Annotated in this window: 17 protein-coding genes and 2 riboswitches; of the genes, 12 read left to right on the forward strand and 5 right to left on the reverse strand. The window is 31.5% G+C overall.

From position 1 onward, the window contains the following. Positions 1 to 2 precede the first annotated feature (2 nt). The 10 genes from KQ51_RS04865 (at position 3) to KQ51_RS04910 (ending at position 8,634) form a co-directional block, all read left to right on the forward strand. Positions 3 to 629 carry a hypothetical protein gene (locus KQ51_RS04865; RefSeq protein ID WP_038469602.1) on the forward strand — a complete coding sequence of 209 codons (627 nt, stop codon included), beginning with the start codon at positions 3 to 5 and terminating at the stop codon, positions 627 to 629. Next, a complete protein-coding gene (locus KQ51_RS04870) occupies positions 626 to 805 on the forward strand; it encodes a hypothetical protein (RefSeq protein ID WP_038469607.1) in 180 nt (59 codons plus the stop codon). The genes KQ51_RS04865 and KQ51_RS04870 overlap by 4 nt, the downstream gene beginning before the upstream one ends. 43 nt (positions 806 to 848) lie before the next feature. Beyond that, a complete protein-coding gene (locus tag KQ51_RS04875; RefSeq protein ID WP_038469610.1) occupies positions 849 to 2,018 on the forward strand; it encodes a cytochrome ubiquinol oxidase subunit I in 1,170 nt (389 codons plus the stop codon). Next, positions 2,011 to 3,045 (forward strand): cytochrome d ubiquinol oxidase subunit II, encoded by a 1,035-nt coding sequence (locus KQ51_RS04880; protein WP_038469613.1) that lies wholly within the window; start codon positions 2,011 to 2,013, stop codon positions 3,043 to 3,045. The genes KQ51_RS04875 and KQ51_RS04880 overlap by 8 nt, the downstream gene beginning before the upstream one ends. A gap of 11 nt (positions 3,046 to 3,056) precedes the next feature. Continuing rightward, a complete protein-coding gene (locus KQ51_RS04885) occupies positions 3,057 to 4,181 on the forward strand; it encodes an RnfABCDGE type electron transport complex subunit D (protein ID WP_038469616.1) in 1,125 nt (374 codons plus the stop codon). Position 4,182: 1 nt separating this feature from the next. Then, the gene (locus KQ51_RS04890; protein ID WP_038469619.1) at positions 4,183 to 4,764 is read left to right on the forward strand and encodes an FMN-binding protein; all 582 of its coding nucleotides are present in this window, start codon (positions 4,183 to 4,185) and stop codon (positions 4,762 to 4,764) included. Then, positions 4,757 to 5,521 carry an electron transport complex subunit RsxE gene (rsxE, locus tag KQ51_RS04895; RefSeq protein ID WP_071162087.1) on the forward strand — a complete coding sequence of 255 codons (765 nt, stop codon included), beginning with the start codon at positions 4,757 to 4,759 and terminating at the stop codon, positions 5,519 to 5,521. The genes KQ51_RS04890 and rsxE overlap by 8 nt, the downstream gene beginning before the upstream one ends. Further along, the gene (locus KQ51_RS04900; RefSeq protein WP_038469621.1) at positions 5,514 to 6,107 is read left to right on the forward strand and encodes an electron transport complex protein RnfA; all 594 of its coding nucleotides are present in this window, start codon (positions 5,514 to 5,516) and stop codon (positions 6,105 to 6,107) included. Before rsxE ends, KQ51_RS04900 begins: the two co-directional genes overlap by 8 nt. Next, entirely contained in the window at positions 6,107 to 6,403 is a 297-nt protein-coding gene (locus KQ51_RS04905; RefSeq protein WP_038469624.1) for a (Fe-S)-binding protein, read from the forward strand. The genes KQ51_RS04900 and KQ51_RS04905 overlap by 1 nt, the downstream gene beginning before the upstream one ends. Before the next feature lie 158 nt (positions 6,404 to 6,561). Continuing rightward, entirely contained in the window at positions 6,562 to 8,634 is a 2,073-nt protein-coding gene (locus tag KQ51_RS04910; protein WP_038469627.1) for an elongation factor G, read from the forward strand. 86 nt (positions 8,635 to 8,720) lie between these two features. On the opposite strand, the gene KQ51_RS04915 is transcribed toward KQ51_RS04910, so the two are convergent. The 5 genes from KQ51_RS04915 to KQ51_RS04935 all read right to left on the reverse strand — a co-directional run bounded on the left by KQ51_RS04915 (position 8,721) and on the right by KQ51_RS04935 (position 12,986). Then, entirely contained in the window at positions 8,721 to 9,299 is a 579-nt protein-coding gene (locus KQ51_RS04915) for a signal peptidase I (RefSeq protein WP_038469630.1), read from the reverse strand. A 10-nt stretch (positions 9,300 to 9,309) separates the two neighbouring features. Next, a complete protein-coding gene (locus KQ51_RS04920) occupies positions 9,310 to 10,164 on the reverse strand; it encodes a hypothetical protein (protein WP_038469633.1) in 855 nt (284 codons plus the stop codon). Between the two features lie 60 nt (positions 10,165 to 10,224). Further along, positions 10,225 to 10,707, reverse strand: a complete 483-nt coding sequence (locus KQ51_RS04925) for a hypothetical protein (RefSeq protein ID WP_038469636.1) — start codon at positions 10,705 to 10,707, stop codon at positions 10,225 to 10,227. Positions 10,708 to 10,758: 51 nt separating this feature from the next. Continuing rightward, positions 10,759 to 10,833, reverse strand: a riboswitch (cyclic di-GMP riboswitch). A gap of 67 nt (positions 10,834 to 10,900) precedes the next feature. Beyond that, positions 10,901 to 11,410, reverse strand: coding sequence for a hypothetical protein (locus tag KQ51_RS04930; RefSeq protein ID WP_038469639.1), 510 nt, complete (start codon positions 11,408 to 11,410; stop codon positions 10,901 to 10,903). A gap of 24 nt (positions 11,411 to 11,434) precedes the next feature. After that, a riboswitch (cyclic di-GMP riboswitch) is annotated at positions 11,435 to 11,509 on the reverse strand. 91 nt (positions 11,510 to 11,600) lie between these two features. Continuing rightward, positions 11,601 to 12,986 (reverse strand): YfcC family protein, encoded by a 1,386-nt coding sequence (locus tag KQ51_RS04935; protein ID WP_038469642.1) that lies wholly within the window; start codon positions 12,984 to 12,986, stop codon positions 11,601 to 11,603. A 289-nt stretch (positions 12,987 to 13,275) separates the two neighbouring features. Between KQ51_RS04935 and KQ51_RS04940 the strand changes: the two genes are divergently transcribed. Both KQ51_RS04940 and KQ51_RS04945 read left to right on the forward strand, forming a co-directional pair. Next, positions 13,276 to 15,900 (forward strand): InlB B-repeat-containing protein, encoded by a 2,625-nt coding sequence (locus tag KQ51_RS04940; RefSeq protein WP_038469645.1) that lies wholly within the window; start codon positions 13,276 to 13,278, stop codon positions 15,898 to 15,900. A 126-nt stretch (positions 15,901 to 16,026) separates the two neighbouring features. Continuing rightward, positions 16,027 to 17,118 (forward strand): hypothetical protein, encoded by a 1,092-nt coding sequence (locus KQ51_RS04945; RefSeq protein ID WP_038469648.1) that lies wholly within the window; start codon positions 16,027 to 16,029, stop codon positions 17,116 to 17,118.

Here is a 17,118-nt window from a genome sequence, read left to right on the forward strand (position 1 = left end):
GTATGCTTAGTATAATATTGATATTAATCGCGTTGTTAGCATTAGGTTTTCTTTCTAATGCATTTAGTATTATAGCCGTTTGGGGGATTATTGTTACCATGTCTTATAAGTACCGAGACTTCTTTAAAAAATCTACTATATTCTATACATTTGCCCTAGGGATTAGTATTGTAAGTGTTGTTTTTTATAAAGAAGATTGGACTTACTTGGTCACTAAGGGAATTATTGGGTATGGGTTTCTGCTTGTTGTTATGTTAGTTGGGGTTTTACCTAATCATTGGACTCTAAGCAGAAATATAAAAACTAATCGGGGAATTTATTCAATATTGGCTTTTATCTTAATTAGTCCTCATGCATTGTTAAGAGTGTTTGGATTGATTGGCAGTGTCAATATTTTTGGGATAGCTGCTTATGTTGTGATGGTACCATTAACAATAGTTTCATTTAAACTAATTAGAAAAGAAATAGATCCTAAGGATTGGTTAAATATCCAAAAGGCTGCTTATGTAGTTTATGGGATATTATTCATACATTTGATGGTAGTAGCCGCATGGCCTGATAAAGTAGTGTACGGGATTATTTTAACCCTTTATATCAACAATAAATTAATTAAGGAGCTGAGAAAATGAAGTTATTAGAAAAGTTTATTTACTCAGGAATAGTTTTTTTAGTTATCTATGTAATCATTAGTGTTGGTTTACGAGTATTCGAGATTACTAGTATCTACAATTCGCATATGATTGGTGGCATAATTGCTACGGTTTTAGGAGTTATTGTATTTATGTATTTGATAGTTAAAAAATAACATTATGATAAATGAGTTTATATAGAGTACAGGAGGAGAAACAATGATTGAAATTTTATCGAGAGTTCAATTTGCATTTACAATTGCATTTCATTTCATATTTGTTCCACTAACAGTGGGACTTATTATCATGATCTTAATATTTGAAATCAGATATTATCGAAAAGGCGATGAAAGATTTAAGAAATTATCAAATTACTTTAGTGATATTTTCTTAATTAATTATGCTTTTGGAATTGTAACTGGAATTGCAATGACAATTCAATTTGGGACTAACTGGGCAGGTTATAGTTATGCCATGGGAGAAGTATTTGGAAGTCCTTTAATATTAGAGGCAATTATCGCTTTCTTCTTAGAATCAACCTTTAATGGAATTTGGTTATTTAGGAGAAATAGGTTATCTAAAAAACTACGGTTAACAACTGTATCAATGATTACACTCGGAACAACACTTAGTGCCCTTTGGATCATAACTGCCAACGGATTTATGCAAAATCCTGTTGGAGCAATGTGGGTAGGAGACAGAATGATTATTACTAATTTCTTAGACATAGTGTTAAATCCATATGCTTGGTATATGTTGATTCATAATCATACAAGTGCCATAGTACTAAGTGGGTTTGTTGTTTTAGCTATAAGTAGTTGGCATTTACTATATGGTAAGGAAAAAGATAAGGAATTATTTATAATTAGTGCGAAATACGCTGCATGGATTCTACTGATTTCTGCTATATTGATGCCAATCATTGGAAACTCGTATATGAACTTTTTAACCCCATTACAACCAGGAAAAATAGATATGATTACTGGCGCCGCCAGTGGTGGTTTAGAAACTGTTGTTAGAATTGCTTTCGGGGTTATGGTCGGACTAGGTTCTATCTTTATCCTAATTAGTTTATACACAGTCGTGTTCTTTAAAAGATTTATTGAATCTCCGACTTTACAAAAATACTATATGTATTTAGTACCATTACCTTATATCGCAATTATTACTGGATGGATGGTAACAGAAATGGGACGACAACCATGGATAATATACGATATTATGCGAGTTAGTGATGGTATTAGTGATGTACCTGTCAATCAGGTATGGTTTAGTATTATCAGTATTACTATCTTCTACGCAATATTATTTGTAATGGACTATGCTTTAACTATCACAAGAATTAAAAAAGGAATCATTGATGAAACCGGAGGTGAAGATAATGTTTAGTGAAACTTTAGGTAATATATTATTCTTCGTTTTAGGTTTTACATGGATGGTTTACTTAGCTCAAGAAATATTTATAAGCGGTGTTGCATTACTAAATACTGCAATTAGTAAAAATGAGAAAGAACGAAAACAACTTCAAGTAATAAGTGGCCTTCACTTTGACGGAATGGAAGTATGGTTAATTGCCGCTATCGCATTAACTGAAGGGGTATTTCCTCTTGCTTTTGGTACGACATTCTCATACCTATATGTAATAATGTTCTTACTATTATTCGCTATTATTGGAAGAGGAGTATCTGTTGAAGTTATCTATAAACTAGATAGCCGAAAATGGCAAAAATCAATGGTTATGATGTGGTTAGTTTCTAGTATCGCAATGATGTTCTTACTAGGAACATACATATCAAATATATTCTTTGGATTCCCCATTGGACCTAACGGACTTGAAGGTACTGGATTTAGTATTTTAAATGTTACAGGTATTAGCGGAGGATTACTATTTATTGCCTTAAGCTTTGTTGCTGGAGCAGGATGGATCAACCTTCTAACCGAAGGAGATATAAAGGATAGAGGACTTAGATTTGTTAAGAAAGTAGGAATAATCTACACTATCCCTGTTTTAACATTACTTGTCTTTATGGGCTGGAATAACACTGATGCTTCTTTATGGACTGGTGTACTCTATATGAATTACCCAGTACTATATATATTGCCTATTCTAACTGTTTTAGCAGGATTAATGGTAATATACTACGGATTCAAAGAAAAAGGAAGACAACTCCTAATTCACGCAATAGCAGTTACTGTGTTATTTGTGATTTCAGGTTATATTGGTTCCTTCCCATATGTATTATCATCAAACATTAATCCAATGTACGGAATAACTATTGTCGAAGCAATGAGTAGTGCTAACGGGTTAAGAATTATTTTAACTACTGTATCAATTTTCTATCCAATAATTATTGGATATCAAACATGGAAATATAAAAAGTTTTGGCAAAAAGTAAAACTAAACGATGAAGAATAGGAGGTATAACAATGGCTAAAAAAATTATGCTTTGGCCGTCCGCTAGGAGTAAGTTCGTCAAGGCAAACAACATGAAATTAATCTATTACTCACTTATCGTACTAAGCGTTGTTATGGTACTCCTTAACTACTATATGTATTCGTTTATGTATGGATTTAAATTACTGTTAATGATATTAATCGCAATTATTGCTACAATTGAAACAGAAATATTGTTTTATACAATAGATAAAGATATCAACCGACAAGAATCAAAAGAATTGATAAAGAAGTCTTATCCAAAAATTACCGCTTTAATCTATGTATTACTAATCCCGATTGGTACTCCATTATGGTTAGTAGGACTAGGTGCTATCTTAGCAACCCTTTTAGGAAAACTCCTATTTGGTGGTTTCCACCATATGGTTTTTCATAGTTCTTTAGTCGGGGTAATCTTTGTTACTTTAGGTTGGCCTGGATTAGTTGATTCTGTACCGTTTATGACATCTTTTGATAATTATATTATCGACTTAATCTTCAATAATTCTTTCTTTAATGAGACGCTAAGTATTGGAAATCTATATGATCCAGCAAGCATCCCAACTTTAGATCATATTCTCAATGTAATTAGTGACTGGGGTTATTTCGGTGATAACTCATCAATATACTCTCTCAAAGAAGTCTTTATAGGTATCTCACCAGGTGTTATTGCAGGTGCAGTATTCATTATTCCAATTAGTGTATTTTTAGTATTTAAAAAGGCAATTAACTGGGTTACTCCTGTATCAATGATTTTATCATTTACATTAATTGCTTGGATTATTGCGATAACTAACAAAGTAGAAATCCATGAAGGATTATTTATAAGAGTGCCCCATGATATGAGTTATATATGGTATCAGTTATTTAGTGGAAGTTTCTTATTTGTAGTAATCTTTATTACCACAGACCCAATTACAACACCAATAAATGATAAAGGTAAAATCATCTTTGGTTTAATTGCTGGTAGTTTAACAATGCTCATCAGAAATGCAGGAACAAACACTGAAGGTGTTTTCTATGCTGTTGGTTTTATGATGATGTTAACACCAATGATCAATGCAGGATTTAAGGCAAAACCAAAGAAAAAAGCTCTTCCTAAAAAGGAAGGTGCATAAAATGAAGAAAACATTATATTTCGCAGTTTTCTTAATGGTAACAGCTAGTCTAGTTACTGGTATTGCTTACTTAGGGTTCCAATTTACTGAACCAATAATTATTGAAAATAGAAATAAGAAAATAGCTGAAAATATCGCTCTTTTATATTCACCTGATGATGGTTTTACAAAAAATGATGATCAATCTGATAACACTTATAGTGAAAAAAATCGTAAATACACCGATAACTCTAGTGGAAACATTAGTGGTATCTATGAAGTGTTAGATAACGATGGTGAACTAGTTGCTATAATCTACAATGTTAATGCCCAAGGTAGAAACGGGATTGTTAATGCTCTTATCGCGGTTGATCCTTATGAGAATACAATTGTAGGAGTAACATATTATGAACACGGAGAAACTCCGAACTTAGGAGAAAGATATACAAGAGAAGAAGAGTATATTAAACTGATAAATCAAACTATAGATAATGTTGTTGTAGATCAAATATCAGGAGCGACAACAACATGGAATGCTATTAACGATATGTTCAATATAATCAGTATTCATTTTGAAGATGAGGAGGTGCATATCGATGGCTAAGGAGAAAAAAGGTCGTAAGAAAAAAAGACTTACACCAAAACAAAACTTAATCAAAGGTTTGTTTAAAGAAAATCCAACCTTTGTCTTAGTATTAGGTATGTGTCCAACTTTAGGTGTAACAACAAGTTTAGAAAATGCATTAGGTATGGGACTAAGTGTTGTCTTTGTTTTGATCTTAACTAATGCTTTAATTGCCTCAATCAGAAATATCGTACCTAATGAAATAAGAATACCCGTTTATATCGTCCTAATTGCTCTTGTAGTAACTTTAATTGAATGGTCTTTAAATGCATTCATGCCAGACTTATACGACGCTCTAGGTATTTATTTACCACTAATTGTTGTAAACTGTATTATCTTAGGTCGAGCTGAAGCTTATGCCAGTGATAACACTGTTTTTGATTCTATCTTTGACGGTATGGGTATGGGTCTAGGATTTACCCTTGGATTGAGTACTCTAGCAATCACAAGAGAATTATTTGGGACTGGTAGTATCGCATTATTAGGAATAACTTTATATGAATCAAGTGTTGCAGCTTCATTCTTAATAAGTCCTCCCGGTGCATTCTTAACTCTTGGGTTATTAATTGGTATTATTAATACTGTAAGAATTGGTAGAGAAAAGAAAGCCAAAGCAATAATGGATGCTAAAATAAAAGCTGCTTTAGCTAAAAAAGCAGCAAAACAAAAAGCTTTAGAAGAACAAAATCAAAAAGAATCAATTATAAAAGCAAAGGGGGTTTTAGTCAATGAATGATTTATTAACGTTAGCTTTTACCTCATTTCTTGTCCAAAACATAATCTTAAATCAGTTTCTTGGAATATGTTCATTCCTAGGTGTTTCTAATAAAAGGTCTAAAGCTTTAGGAATGGGTCTGGCAGTATTCTTTGTAATTACATTAACAGGAATGCTTACTTGGGCAATTTATTATTTCATATTATCCCCAAGTGAATTTAATAATTATACAGATTTAACATTTATGAGAACTATCGTCTTTATCTTAGTAATTGCCGCAATGGTTCAAATCCTCGAAATGGCAATTAAAAAGTTCTCTCCAAGTTTATATAGTGCTTTAGGAGTTTACTTACCTCTTATCACAACGAACTGTGCTGTTTTAGGAGTAGCACTTTTAAATATTCAAAATAGTTTTACATTTACAGAAACAATCATCTTTAGTGCTTTCACAAGTTTAGGATATAGTGCTGTTATCTTTACTTTTAGCTTTATTCGTGAGCAAATGAATAAAGCACCAATCCCTGAAGGATTTAAAGGAATTCCTGCTGGTTTAATTGCTGCTAGTATCATGGCGTTCATCTTTAAAGGATTCGCAGGTTTAATCTAATGGTTATTGCAATCTTAGAAATTGGCGCAATCGGTTTACTTTTAGGAGTATTAATCGGTATTGCGAATAAGTATCTAGAAGTTAAAGCACATCCACTTGTTCAAGCTGTATATGATGAATTACCACATTTTAATTGTGGGGCTTGCGGAACCCCTGGTTGTATGGCTAATGCCAACGAAATTGTCTTTAAAAATCAACCTTTATCAAGTTGTAAACCAGGTGATCAAGCAATGCGAACTAGAATTTCAAAATTAATGGATGATTATTACAAAGATAATCCCAAAGAAACTAAATGATTCCTATATTTTTAGGAATCATTTTTTTAAGGAAAACCAAGTTTATGAAAATAATAATTAAATAATAAAAACGCTATCACAAAATATTGGTTTTTGCTATAATAGAGTAAAGGCTTTCAAAGCAAAGCAAATTTCTATAAAACGGAGGAATGCATAATATGAAACAATATGACACAAATCATTTACGCTCAATCGCTGTTGTAGGGGCCCCTGGTTCTGGTAAAACATCATTTATGGAATCAGTACTTCAAGTGACAGGTGCAATTGCTAAAAAAGGTTCTGTTGAACAAAAAAGTACTACGTCAGATTACCTACCGGAAGAAAAGGATCATCAATCTTCAATTTCAACAAGTATTATTCCTGTAGAATATAATGGATACAAGATGAATTTCTTGGATACTCCAGGTCACAGAGAATTAATCAGTGAAGTTGAACAAGCACTAAGTGTAGTAAAAGGTGCAGTAATAATGATTGATGCTTCAAAGGGAATTGATATTGCTACAAATCAAGTTTTATCAGAAGTAGAAGAAGTTAATATTCCTACAGTTATTTTCTTAAACAAAATGGAAAAAGATAATGTTAAATTTGAAACACTAGTTGCAAAATTACGTGAAAGTATGGGAAATAAAGCTGTTCCATTCTTTTGGCCAATCGTCAAAGATGAGAAATTTGAAGGATACGTTGATTTAGTTGATCTAAAAACACGTGTTTTAGAAAATGGAAAAGTAGTTGAAAAAGATGTATCACCTGAGTTAATGGATATTGTTGGTGATATGAGAGAAAGCATCATGGAAAGTGTTGCTGAAACAAGTGAAGACTTATTAGATAAATACTTCGGAGGAGAACCTTTAACTAGAGATGAAATCGTTGGTGGTTTACGTAAAGGTGTACTAAACGGAGATTTAAAACCTGTACTAGCTGGGACGGTACTTAAGAATATCGGGATTCCTGATTTGCTAGAAATCATCGAGAAATTCTTCCCTGCTCCAAATGAATTACAACCTGTAAAAGGACATTTACCTAAATCAGAAGAAACTGCTGAAAGAACTTCATCGAATGATGAACCATTCAGTGGATATTGCTTCAATACTATTATTGATCCATTTATTGGTAGTATTAGTATGATTAAAGTATTCAGTGGTACAGTGCAAAGTGGAGACAAAGTAATTGTTTCTAACACTGGAGACTCAATAAAAATTGGGACATTGTCATTACTAAGAGGTAAAGAACAAATTGATACAGATAGATTAGTTGCTGGAGATATTGGTATTGTAACTAAATTAGATGAAATCAAAACTGGATATACTATATGCGATTCGAAAAATCCTATTATTATTGACGGACCGGCAATTCCAGGAGCAACAATCTTTATTGCAATCCATCCAAAAAACAAAAAAGATGAAGACAAAATCTCAACAGCATTACATAAATTAGTTGCAGAAGATCCTTCATTTGAATATAAAAGAAATCGTGAAACATCACAATTATTAATTGGTGGTCAAGGAATGGTACACATCAATTTAGTAATTGAGAAACTTAAAAATGTATATAAAGTAGAAGTAGATCAATCAGAACCTAAAATTGTATATCGTGAGACAATTACGAAAAAATGTGAAGCCGAGGGTCGTCATAAAAAACAATCAGGTGGATCAGGACAATTTGGCGTTGTTAAAATTCGCTTCGAACCGATTAATCCAAATGAATCAACATTTGAATTTGATGAGGAGATCCATGGTGGTTCAGTTCCTAGAGGTTACTGGCCAGCTGTAGAAAAAGGATTAATTGATCATTTCCAAGTTGGACCACTTGCAGGATTCCCTGTAATCGGTGTGAAGGCAGTTTTATTTGATGGTTCTTATCACAGTGTTGATAGTAATGAAATATCATTCAAACTTGCAGCTGCAATTGCATTTAAAAATGCTTTAAAAGATGCTAAACCAACAATTTTAGAACCAATTATGAAAGTATCAATCATCGTTCGTGACGAATATGTTGGAGACGTAATGGGTGATATTAATAAACGTCGTGGTCAATTACTCGGAATGGATATCTTAAACGGAAAACAAAGAATTATTGCTGAAGTACCAGAAAATGAAATCGTAAGTTATACAATAGATCTAAAAGCGATGACTCAAGGTACGGGTGTATTCCAACGTGAGTTCGTAAGATATGATCAAGTTCCTAATCATTTAATTGATTCAATCATTGAAGAATTTACTAAAGAAGACTAGATTAAAATAAAAAGATATCACTGAGTGATATCTTTTTTTATTGTAATCAAAATGTGCAAAAAGCTCCTGTGAAATTAAAAAAACCTCTATTCTACAGAGGTTTTTTCTTTATCTTCATTTGTATCATTAATATTTTCCTCGTTACTCTTCTTTTTCCCAAATAGAACGTCGTAGATTACCGAGATAATTATAACATCAACAAGAATAATAATTCTTCCTATCCACGATTGAGCGAATAAGAGAACCTTACCCAGACTTTTTATCTGATACTTATAAATTCCCACAAGATCTTCTTCCTCGATAGTCCATCTATCTTGAATATCACTAACATGTGGTTTACTCTTAAAAATTAATTCACCTTCATATGTGTTAATCTCATCGATATAATGAACAACAACATCATCTATACCATCACTGGTAATATCAACTCTAAATGCCATAATGTCACCAACCTCAATGTCTTCAGGATCTATTTCCTTAGTGACAATTATATCACCAGGAGAAATCACTGGACTCATTGAATCGGTTTGAACAGCAAATAAATTCATTTTACTAAATGGGGGGATAAACGTGAATATGAGATTTAGTATAACAAATATTATAATAAGTAAACCAATAAACTTAAGAGTTTCTATGGTTCCTTTTTTTAACTTTATATTTTTCATTTTATCACCTTTAACTGGTTGAGATAGTTAAATCGTCTATGATTAAACGACCATATCCACCTGATAAAGTACGACCATTATATCTAATTCTAACAAATAAATCTTGGCCTAATAAATTATTAGGTATATCAAATGAGTAATGAGTAAAATTCTCACTTTCAGAAGTAACTTGAACAGGAGTAGGTGTACCAATCTTAGTCCAACTATTACCGTTTAAAGAAACTTCGACATACATTTTCTGTCCAGATCTCATTGGTTGTAGATCATTAGGATCAGATAGACCTAACATAGCATAGAATGAAATATTTGTAATGTTACTTATAGAACTAGTAGTTGTCATTCTGTTATTGTAGTTCAATCTTAAACTATACTGATTATTTGTTAATGAGTTCATCGCATCATATACAGTGAAGAAATTGTAATCTTGATATAAAGGTGTTATAGAATACTCAGGGTTTATATCGTGAACTGGATTACCAAAGGTATCAGTATCACGGTCTATTAATGATGGATAACCAAGTGTTTCATAGTTATTAGTCTTACCTTTACCCCAAAATGTCCATGAGTATCCAAAGACTTCAATGTCTGGAGTAGTAATAATCTCATTAGCTGGAAAATCGGTTTGTGTATAAATATATTGATAGACAGAATTTGGATCCTGTGCTATCTCATTGTCAACATAACCACCGAAATCTGCCGCGAAATCAGGTCCAATCAATAATGCTATAAATTCCCAACTACCTAACGTAATTGTTTCATTTTTAATTTTTTCTTTTCTGTCAAAATAACTATATGAAGGTGTAACGGTATTACTAGAAACAATAATCATTACAAATAATATAGCTATGATAATTTTATTTTTCATACAGTCACCTCCTAAAATGACAAAAAAGGCCATTAAATGGCCAATTTTATTTTTTAGTTATTATGAAGCGATGAATGTTAAATCAAATGTAATATCTTCATTAATGATTGCATTATAGATAGCTTCAGTAGTTGGCTCAGTTAGAGTAATAGTTACTGTAACTGTAGTAGTTCCACTATTTACATTTGTAGATGATGGAGTAATTACTATGTTTACTAAACTAGCATTTGTAGTAACACCACCGATTTCAACGTTAGAAGCAGTAACATCAAGTGTTAAATCACTTTGTGCAGTTTTGCTTAAGTTTACATCATAACTTAATACGATTTCGTTTACGTCATTAACTCCCAATACGAATCCTGTAGGGATTAATACTTTACCTGCAGGTGCAGTAGCATTTACAGCTACAACTAAGTCAGTTCCTTCACCAACAGTTATTGTTTCATTTTGTGTTTCTTGTAGTGTATCCCACCATGCATATGCAGATACTGTTCCTCCTAGTGCTCCTAAAGCTACTAGTGCGATTAATAATTTTTTGATCATTTTAAGACCCTCCTTTTATTTTTGAGGCAACAAAAAAGTTGCCTAATATTAAAAGGCAACTGGCTGTCTTCTGGAGACCCTGTAGTTTTCCGTCATTGGATCGCTCCAATTTTGGCGTTTTCTTCTGTTTGTAATTACCATAATACTATAAGAGTCAAGTGGAGTCAAACAAAATGATTTAAAAAATTAACTTTTATGGTTTTGATACTGTTAAGAGATAAGTAAAAGACAATTCATCGCCGAATGGTGCACTATACTTCACCAGTTCAGGTACGGAATTCATTGTTACTTCAATGGTGATTTCGACTAATTTATCATTATTTTGATTATCAAACAATGCCCTATTAGAAGTGGCATCATCAATGTGGTCAATTTTTATGTCAAAATTGAATACATTTTCTAGCTCTTCTTCGCTTAGATTAGAGTTTTCCCATACAAGGTTAATTACACTAGAATCGAGCGTAACAGAGCCCTCTACAAGCAACTGATATTTAAAAATTATTGAATATGTATCATTAATACCAAGTACGCATCCCTTAGGTATGAGGTTTCCCTCATTTTTAATCATTGATTGACTAATCACGTATAGCTCTCCGCTATCGCCAAGAGAGGGCGTTTTTTCTTCTTCAAAGTATGAATATGCTGTTTCAGTAGTTGTAAGTAAACAAAAAATCAAAACCACAACAAATAATATCTTCTTCATAATACACTCCTTAATGGGCACTTGTTAGGTAACTGGCTGTCTTCATGAGACCCTATAGCTTTCCGTCACTGGATCACTCCAGTTTTGGCTTTATCATACATCGCACCAAAAAGTGTTATGAAATATTACTTTAAGGTTTTGATTTGATAGTTAATTATAACAAATTTCTAAAACAATTCAAAATATATTTTTAATAGCCTATTTGTAGACCAACAAATAAGAACAATACAGATAACAAAATAACAATAATCTGTAGAATCAAAGTCCATTTAAACCACTTTGTATAGGCGAAACTACTTAAACCAAGAGCTACTAATAAAACAGCATTAGTTGGATAAAACATATTACTAAACCCATCACCTAACTGAAATGCTAGAACCCCTAACTGTCTAGATATATTTGATAAGTCTAATAAAGGATTCAAAATTGGAATTATAATAAATGCTTTGGCACTCCCACTACCAATAAAGAAATTCGCAATCAAGGTAAAGAAGAATGCACCAATTATAACCACAAAACTAGATTCATTACTCATTAAGCTAACAACTTCAAATAAAATAGTATCCATTACCCCGCTTATTGTAATTAAATGTTTAACACCAGTTGCTAACATGATAAGCAAAACCCCAGGAGCCATATCAAGACTACCACTAAGATATATTTTAAGTGCTTTCTTGTTCTCTAGGTCACTTAATAAACCAGCACCAATCCCCGCTAACAAGAAGTAGAAAGCAATTAGGATTAAATTATAATCCTGTAAGAAAGTAACGAAAGGTGATAGGACAATACTAATAATCATTAAACTAAAACAAATACCTGTCCAAATTAAACTTTTACGATTTGGTTTGTGATATGTCATTTCAATATCATCGAACTTAGGGTACTTGTCAACTTTCTTAGCATTAATGATTAAGAAAGTAATAAGAACGCCATATACAATAACAAAAATAACTAAACGATATAAGAAACCACTAAAGATTGGTAAGTTAGCTAACTCTTGAGCTACACCAATTGTAAAAGGATTAGTAATAGCTGCACTAAAACCAAAACCAGCAGCTAAAATACTCATACCTAAACCTATCTTAGTGTCCCAACCTAATTTTCTACTTAGGACAATCATAATCGGAACTAAAGGAACAACTTCCTCAAATACACCAATCAATGCTCCTATTGACATGAAAATCAAAGTAATCAAAGCAAGAAGTAAATACTTGTTATCTTTAAATCTTTTTATAATAACAAAAATCATATGTTCGATAACACCTATTTTATTTAGTATCTTAATACTTCCTCCAATTATTAATAAGAAGAGGATTATCGCAATTAGAATTGAACTTCCCTCAGCCGCAAATACTTCAAAAGGGGCGGTGAAAATTCGGAAGAAACTGATATTACCTTCATTTGTGTAATGGAATGAATCAGGTATTATTGTTCTAACACCTTCAATTAATTCATATTCATAACTACCACTCGGAATAAAGAAAGTCATTATCCCCGTTAAAACTAATAAAACAAATAATATGATAATTGCACTAAAAAAAGCCTTTTTCTGAATATTTGCTAAATTGTCATTCATACTAACCTCCGCTTTACATACTGTTAATATTTTACCATACTTTTCTTTATCTATAAAAATGTTATTTTACATGTTAAAATTGTCATATTTTTATGAAAAAGAATGAAAATGAAATGTAAGAGTTTTTTTTTGTGAGCTGCATACAGTAACTGTATTAAAATAATGGCTTAAATAAGACAATAACGATAGATTTACTATCCCTTAAGTTTTCTTGACACTTCCTAATAATTTATAGTATTATATTTATAATGATATAGTTTGAAAACTTTAAAAAAGAGGGGAAACGAAAATGAGAAAAATTGCTTTACTATTATTACTAACAGTTTCAATTTTTACATTAAGTGCATGTGATAATACTCCAGTATGTACTGATGGCCAAGTTTTAAACGAAAAAGAAGTTTGTGTAGATCCTGTATTAGATACTTTTACAGTTACATTTAACACAAATGATGGGACTACAGTTGCTAGTCAAGAAGTAGAAGACGGTAGTCTTGCTACATTGCCAACTGAACCTACAAAAGAAGGTTATACATTTACATTATGGTTCACAACTGATGATACAGTAGATTTTGATTTTACTACTCCAATTACTGCTGATATCACAATCAATGCTTACTGGACTTTATTTGTTCCTGAAATCACTGATGAAGATTTAATTGATGAAGATATTCAATATGTAATTGATAACTTAATGAAAGAACCAAATTTAATAGATATGATTACAAGAGGTAAAATTAATCGTAGTACTATCTCTTGGAGTACTGATTCTATTTACATTTCAACTACTGGTATTATCATACCTTTACCAAAAGGTGATGCTGATATGGTAGCGGAAGTTACTGCTACATTCTCATTAAGAGATACTGAAAAAGAACATACATTTAATATTACATTAGAAGCTCAAGAGGATGTTGTTTTAGCTACAACTAGAATAATACCATTTGAGAATTTAACAACTGAATATGATGTTGAAGACACTAATGTAGATTTAATGTTTGAAGCGAATGGAGAAGTTCCATACATCAAACTTACTGACTTCTTTGATTTATTAGAAGGATTTATTGATCCTGAAATCGTGTTTACTGATGATACTACTGATGGTATTTTAGTATATCAATATCAGTATTATGATGAAGATGAAGATTATACATACGATTTAATCCTAACTGTAAATAGTATTGAAAATACAATTAGTGTTAATGATCCAGCTTTCTTCTGGGCATATGGTTATTCTATAGAAACTAATTATGGAAGACACATTGAATATATGGATGATACATATCCTGGATATGATTATGTTGAAGGTGATGATATCTCTTATGATTTAGATGAATATAATATGGATGTTGTATTAAATGGTGGAGAAGTATATCTGCCATATTACATCGCAAACCAATTATTTGCTGGTTCAAGTTACTACAATGTATATTATAACTACGATGGTTTATACGGAATCTACGCTATTCCAGCAGATGATTCAGATGAAATGGCAACAATTAGAACTTCATCACAAAATAGCCAAGACATTCCTGTAGATATGGTAATTCACAATTTTAACATGATAGCATTTAATCTTGATACATTTTATGGTTTAAAAGATATTAAAGATGTTGAAACATTCTATACTGAATTATATGATAGAAAAGATAATTTATTATCACAAGACATCGCTGATATTGAAGAAGAATTATTTGACTTTATTTATAAAGGTTTAGATGATCCACATACAAGTTATAGATTAAGTTCATTCTATAACAGTAAATTTGCTTCAGGTCCAGAATTAACTAGTATAGATCAACTAGGATCAAGATATAAAGCTATGTATCAAACTGACGGATTCTGGGATGTTGCTGACGCTATTGATGTAAAATGGGGAACATTTGAAGATAGACCTGATTTCTGGTTCTTAGATTCAGAAAGTGTAGTTATTTCTTTAGATGACTTCAATACTGTTGATATGGAAGTTTCATACACATATGATAAAGTAATGGTTGAAGATATATTAGAAGTAACAGATGCTGATACAGTGTTACCACAAGTAACTCAAGGTTCTAAATTCTGGTACTATAAATCTTCGACATTAGATGAAAATATCTTAGAATTATTAATCAAAGATGTTAATGAAACATACGTAACTGATTATAAAGCTGCTTTAGTAGGTTTAGGTGCAACATTGATTACTGATGATGAAACAACAGAAATCGATTATTATTCAATATCAGTTAGTGGAATTACATATATGATTTATGTTACTTATGATACGGAATACGATATTTTATATATTAATGTAGTTGATGAAATTAACACTGAAATATTAAATGACATGGACATTGCTGCTTCAGTATATAGTGACAATGGTGTTTATTTAGAATTAGTATTTGATCAAATAATGATCGAACAACCTTTAGTTGAAAACGTATTGTTAGACCTTACATATAATGGTGGAGGTAACATTGGTGCATTATACAGAGTCTTAGGATTCATTACTGATGAACCTTATGGAGTTAGTAAAATTGATCGTGACACATATGGTTATTCAACATCATACGTTTCTATCGATAGTGGTATTCCTTCATATGCACATTTAAAATGGAGTCTATTAACTACTCAAGTTACTTATAGTGCTGCTAATGAATTAGTCGCAATCTTTATTACTGAAGACTTAGGAGATATCATCGGAATGAAAACTGGTGGTGGAGCTTGCTCAATTACTCCAGTCTTATTACCAAGTGGTACTGCATTCACAATGAGTTCTAACTCAATTGGAGCTACTCGTACAGGTTCAGGGACAGTGGAAGATCCATATGAGTATCATAATACTGAGTTTGGTTTTGAACCAGATTATGCATTAACTCTAAATGTTATTTATGATGAAGCTACATTATTAGCTATCATAAATCCAGCAGTCGAATAACAAACTTAAAAACACTTCAAATTTTGAAGTGTTTTTTTATTTACTAAGCATTAATTCCATCATATAAAGTCTTCTTGTTAAGGTTTTAAACCTGTGTTAAAATATTGATAATTGGGAGGTACTCTTATGATTACTAAAGTAGAAAATAAAAAACAACTAAAACAATTTATCCATTACATCAAGGACCTATATAAGAATGACCCACACATGGTTTATCCAATCTTTAGTGTTCTTACCAAAGAATTAACAAAAGAAGTCTTAGAAACGAAAAAATACACTGCTATTCTATCATTACAGGACGGTGAGATTAAAGGACGACTTCTTTACACAATAGATGAATCAAAAAAGAAAGATATGGATATTGGTTACTTCTCATATTTTGATTGTGTAAACGATGAAAAGATAGCTAATGAGTTATTTGATTATTGCTTAAAAGATTTAAAAAGTCAAAATATCAATTACTTAGAAGGAACCTTTACACCATACGATCCCGATAATAGAAGAGGTGTTTTAATAAAAGGATTTGATTCAGATCCAATTATATTTACTACATATAACTACGAGTATTATGGCGAGCTATTAGAAAAAGTCGGATTAACAAAAGCAATCGACACAGTATTACTTAATGCTGAAGTTGGAGATGCATCACGAAAAAGATTAAATACATTTTCTAAATTCTTTAATCGTTCTCATGATGTAAGAGTAGATTCTCTTGATTATAAGAACTTTGATAGAGATATTGATGATGTTCATGAAATATTAATTAAGGCAACAACAGATATTGTATATCAAGATGCACCATCGATTGATTTAATAAGAGATGTTGCAAAGCAAATGAAATTATTTATTAATCCTGATTTTGTCAGAATTGCTCGTGAAAATAAAACAAATAAACCAGTAGGATTCTGTTTTGTTTTACCAGATTTTAATCAAATATTTAAGAAAACAAAAGGACATATTAGACCAATAAGAATGTTGTTAGGTAAGAAAAAGATAACTAGAGCACGAGGAATGATGCAGTATATCGTTCCTGAATATCAAAATACCGGTTTAATCGCTCATATATATCAAACATTGTTTAATGTCTTTGTTGAACAAGGATACACCCATTTTGAAGGTGGAACAATGATGGAGGATAATCCAAAACCAATAAACGCTTTTAAAAAGTTTGGTGGAGAAATCATTAAAATTTACCGTATTTACGGAAGGGAGTTTTAA

This window comes from Candidatus Izimaplasma bacterium HR1 (assembly GCA_000755705.1).
GTDB lineage: Bacteria > Bacillota_I > Bacilli_A > Izemoplasmatales > Izemoplasmataceae > Xianfuyuplasma.

Bases quoted from the DNA above. Each gene is read 5' to 3' on its own strand.
- KQ51_RS04870 (WP_038469607.1), top strand. From the start codon at position 626: ATGAAGTTATTAGAAAAGTTTATTTACTCAGGAATAGTTTTTTTAGTT.
- KQ51_RS04910 (WP_038469627.1), top strand. From the start codon at position 6,562: ATGAAACAATATGACACAAATCATTTACGCTCAATCGCTGTTGTAGGG.
- KQ51_RS04885 (WP_038469616.1), top strand. From the start codon at position 3,057: ATGGCTAAAAAAATTATGCTTTGGCCGTCCGCTAGGAGTAAGTTCGTC.
- KQ51_RS04920 (WP_038469633.1), bottom strand. From the start codon at position 10,164: ATGAAAAATAAAATTATCATAGCTATATTATTTGTAATGATTATTGTT.
- KQ51_RS04900 (WP_038469621.1), top strand. From the start codon at position 5,514: ATGAATGATTTATTAACGTTAGCTTTTACCTCATTTCTTGTCCAAAAC.
- KQ51_RS04880 (WP_038469613.1), top strand. From the start codon at position 2,011: ATGTTTAGTGAAACTTTAGGTAATATATTATTCTTCGTTTTAGGTTTT.
- rsxE (WP_071162087.1), top strand. From the start codon at position 4,757: ATGGCTAAGGAGAAAAAAGGTCGTAAGAAAAAAAGACTTACACCAAAA.
- KQ51_RS04905 (WP_038469624.1), top strand. From the start codon at position 6,107: ATGGTTATTGCAATCTTAGAAATTGGCGCAATCGGTTTACTTTTAGGA.
- KQ51_RS04945 (WP_038469648.1), top strand. From the start codon at position 16,027: ATGATTACTAAAGTAGAAAATAAAAAACAACTAAAACAATTTATCCAT.
- KQ51_RS04915 (WP_038469630.1), bottom strand. From the start codon at position 9,299: ATGAAAAATATAAAGTTAAAAAAAGGAACCATAGAAACTCTTAAGTTT.
- KQ51_RS04940 (WP_038469645.1), top strand. From the start codon at position 13,276: ATGAGAAAAATTGCTTTACTATTATTACTAACAGTTTCAATTTTTACA.
- KQ51_RS04930 (WP_038469639.1), bottom strand. From the start codon at position 11,410: ATGAAGAAGATATTATTTGTTGTGGTTTTGATTTTTTGTTTACTTACA.
- KQ51_RS04925 (WP_038469636.1), bottom strand. From the start codon at position 10,707: ATGATCAAAAAATTATTAATCGCACTAGTAGCTTTAGGAGCACTAGGA.
- KQ51_RS04935 (WP_038469642.1), bottom strand. From the start codon at position 12,986: ATGAATGACAATTTAGCAAATATTCAGAAAAAGGCTTTTTTTAGTGCA.
- KQ51_RS04875 (WP_038469610.1), top strand. From the start codon at position 849: ATGATTGAAATTTTATCGAGAGTTCAATTTGCATTTACAATTGCATTT.
- KQ51_RS04890 (WP_038469619.1), top strand. From the start codon at position 4,183: ATGAAGAAAACATTATATTTCGCAGTTTTCTTAATGGTAACAGCTAGT.
- KQ51_RS04865 (WP_038469602.1), top strand. From the start codon at position 3: ATGCTTAGTATAATATTGATATTAATCGCGTTGTTAGCATTAGGTTTT.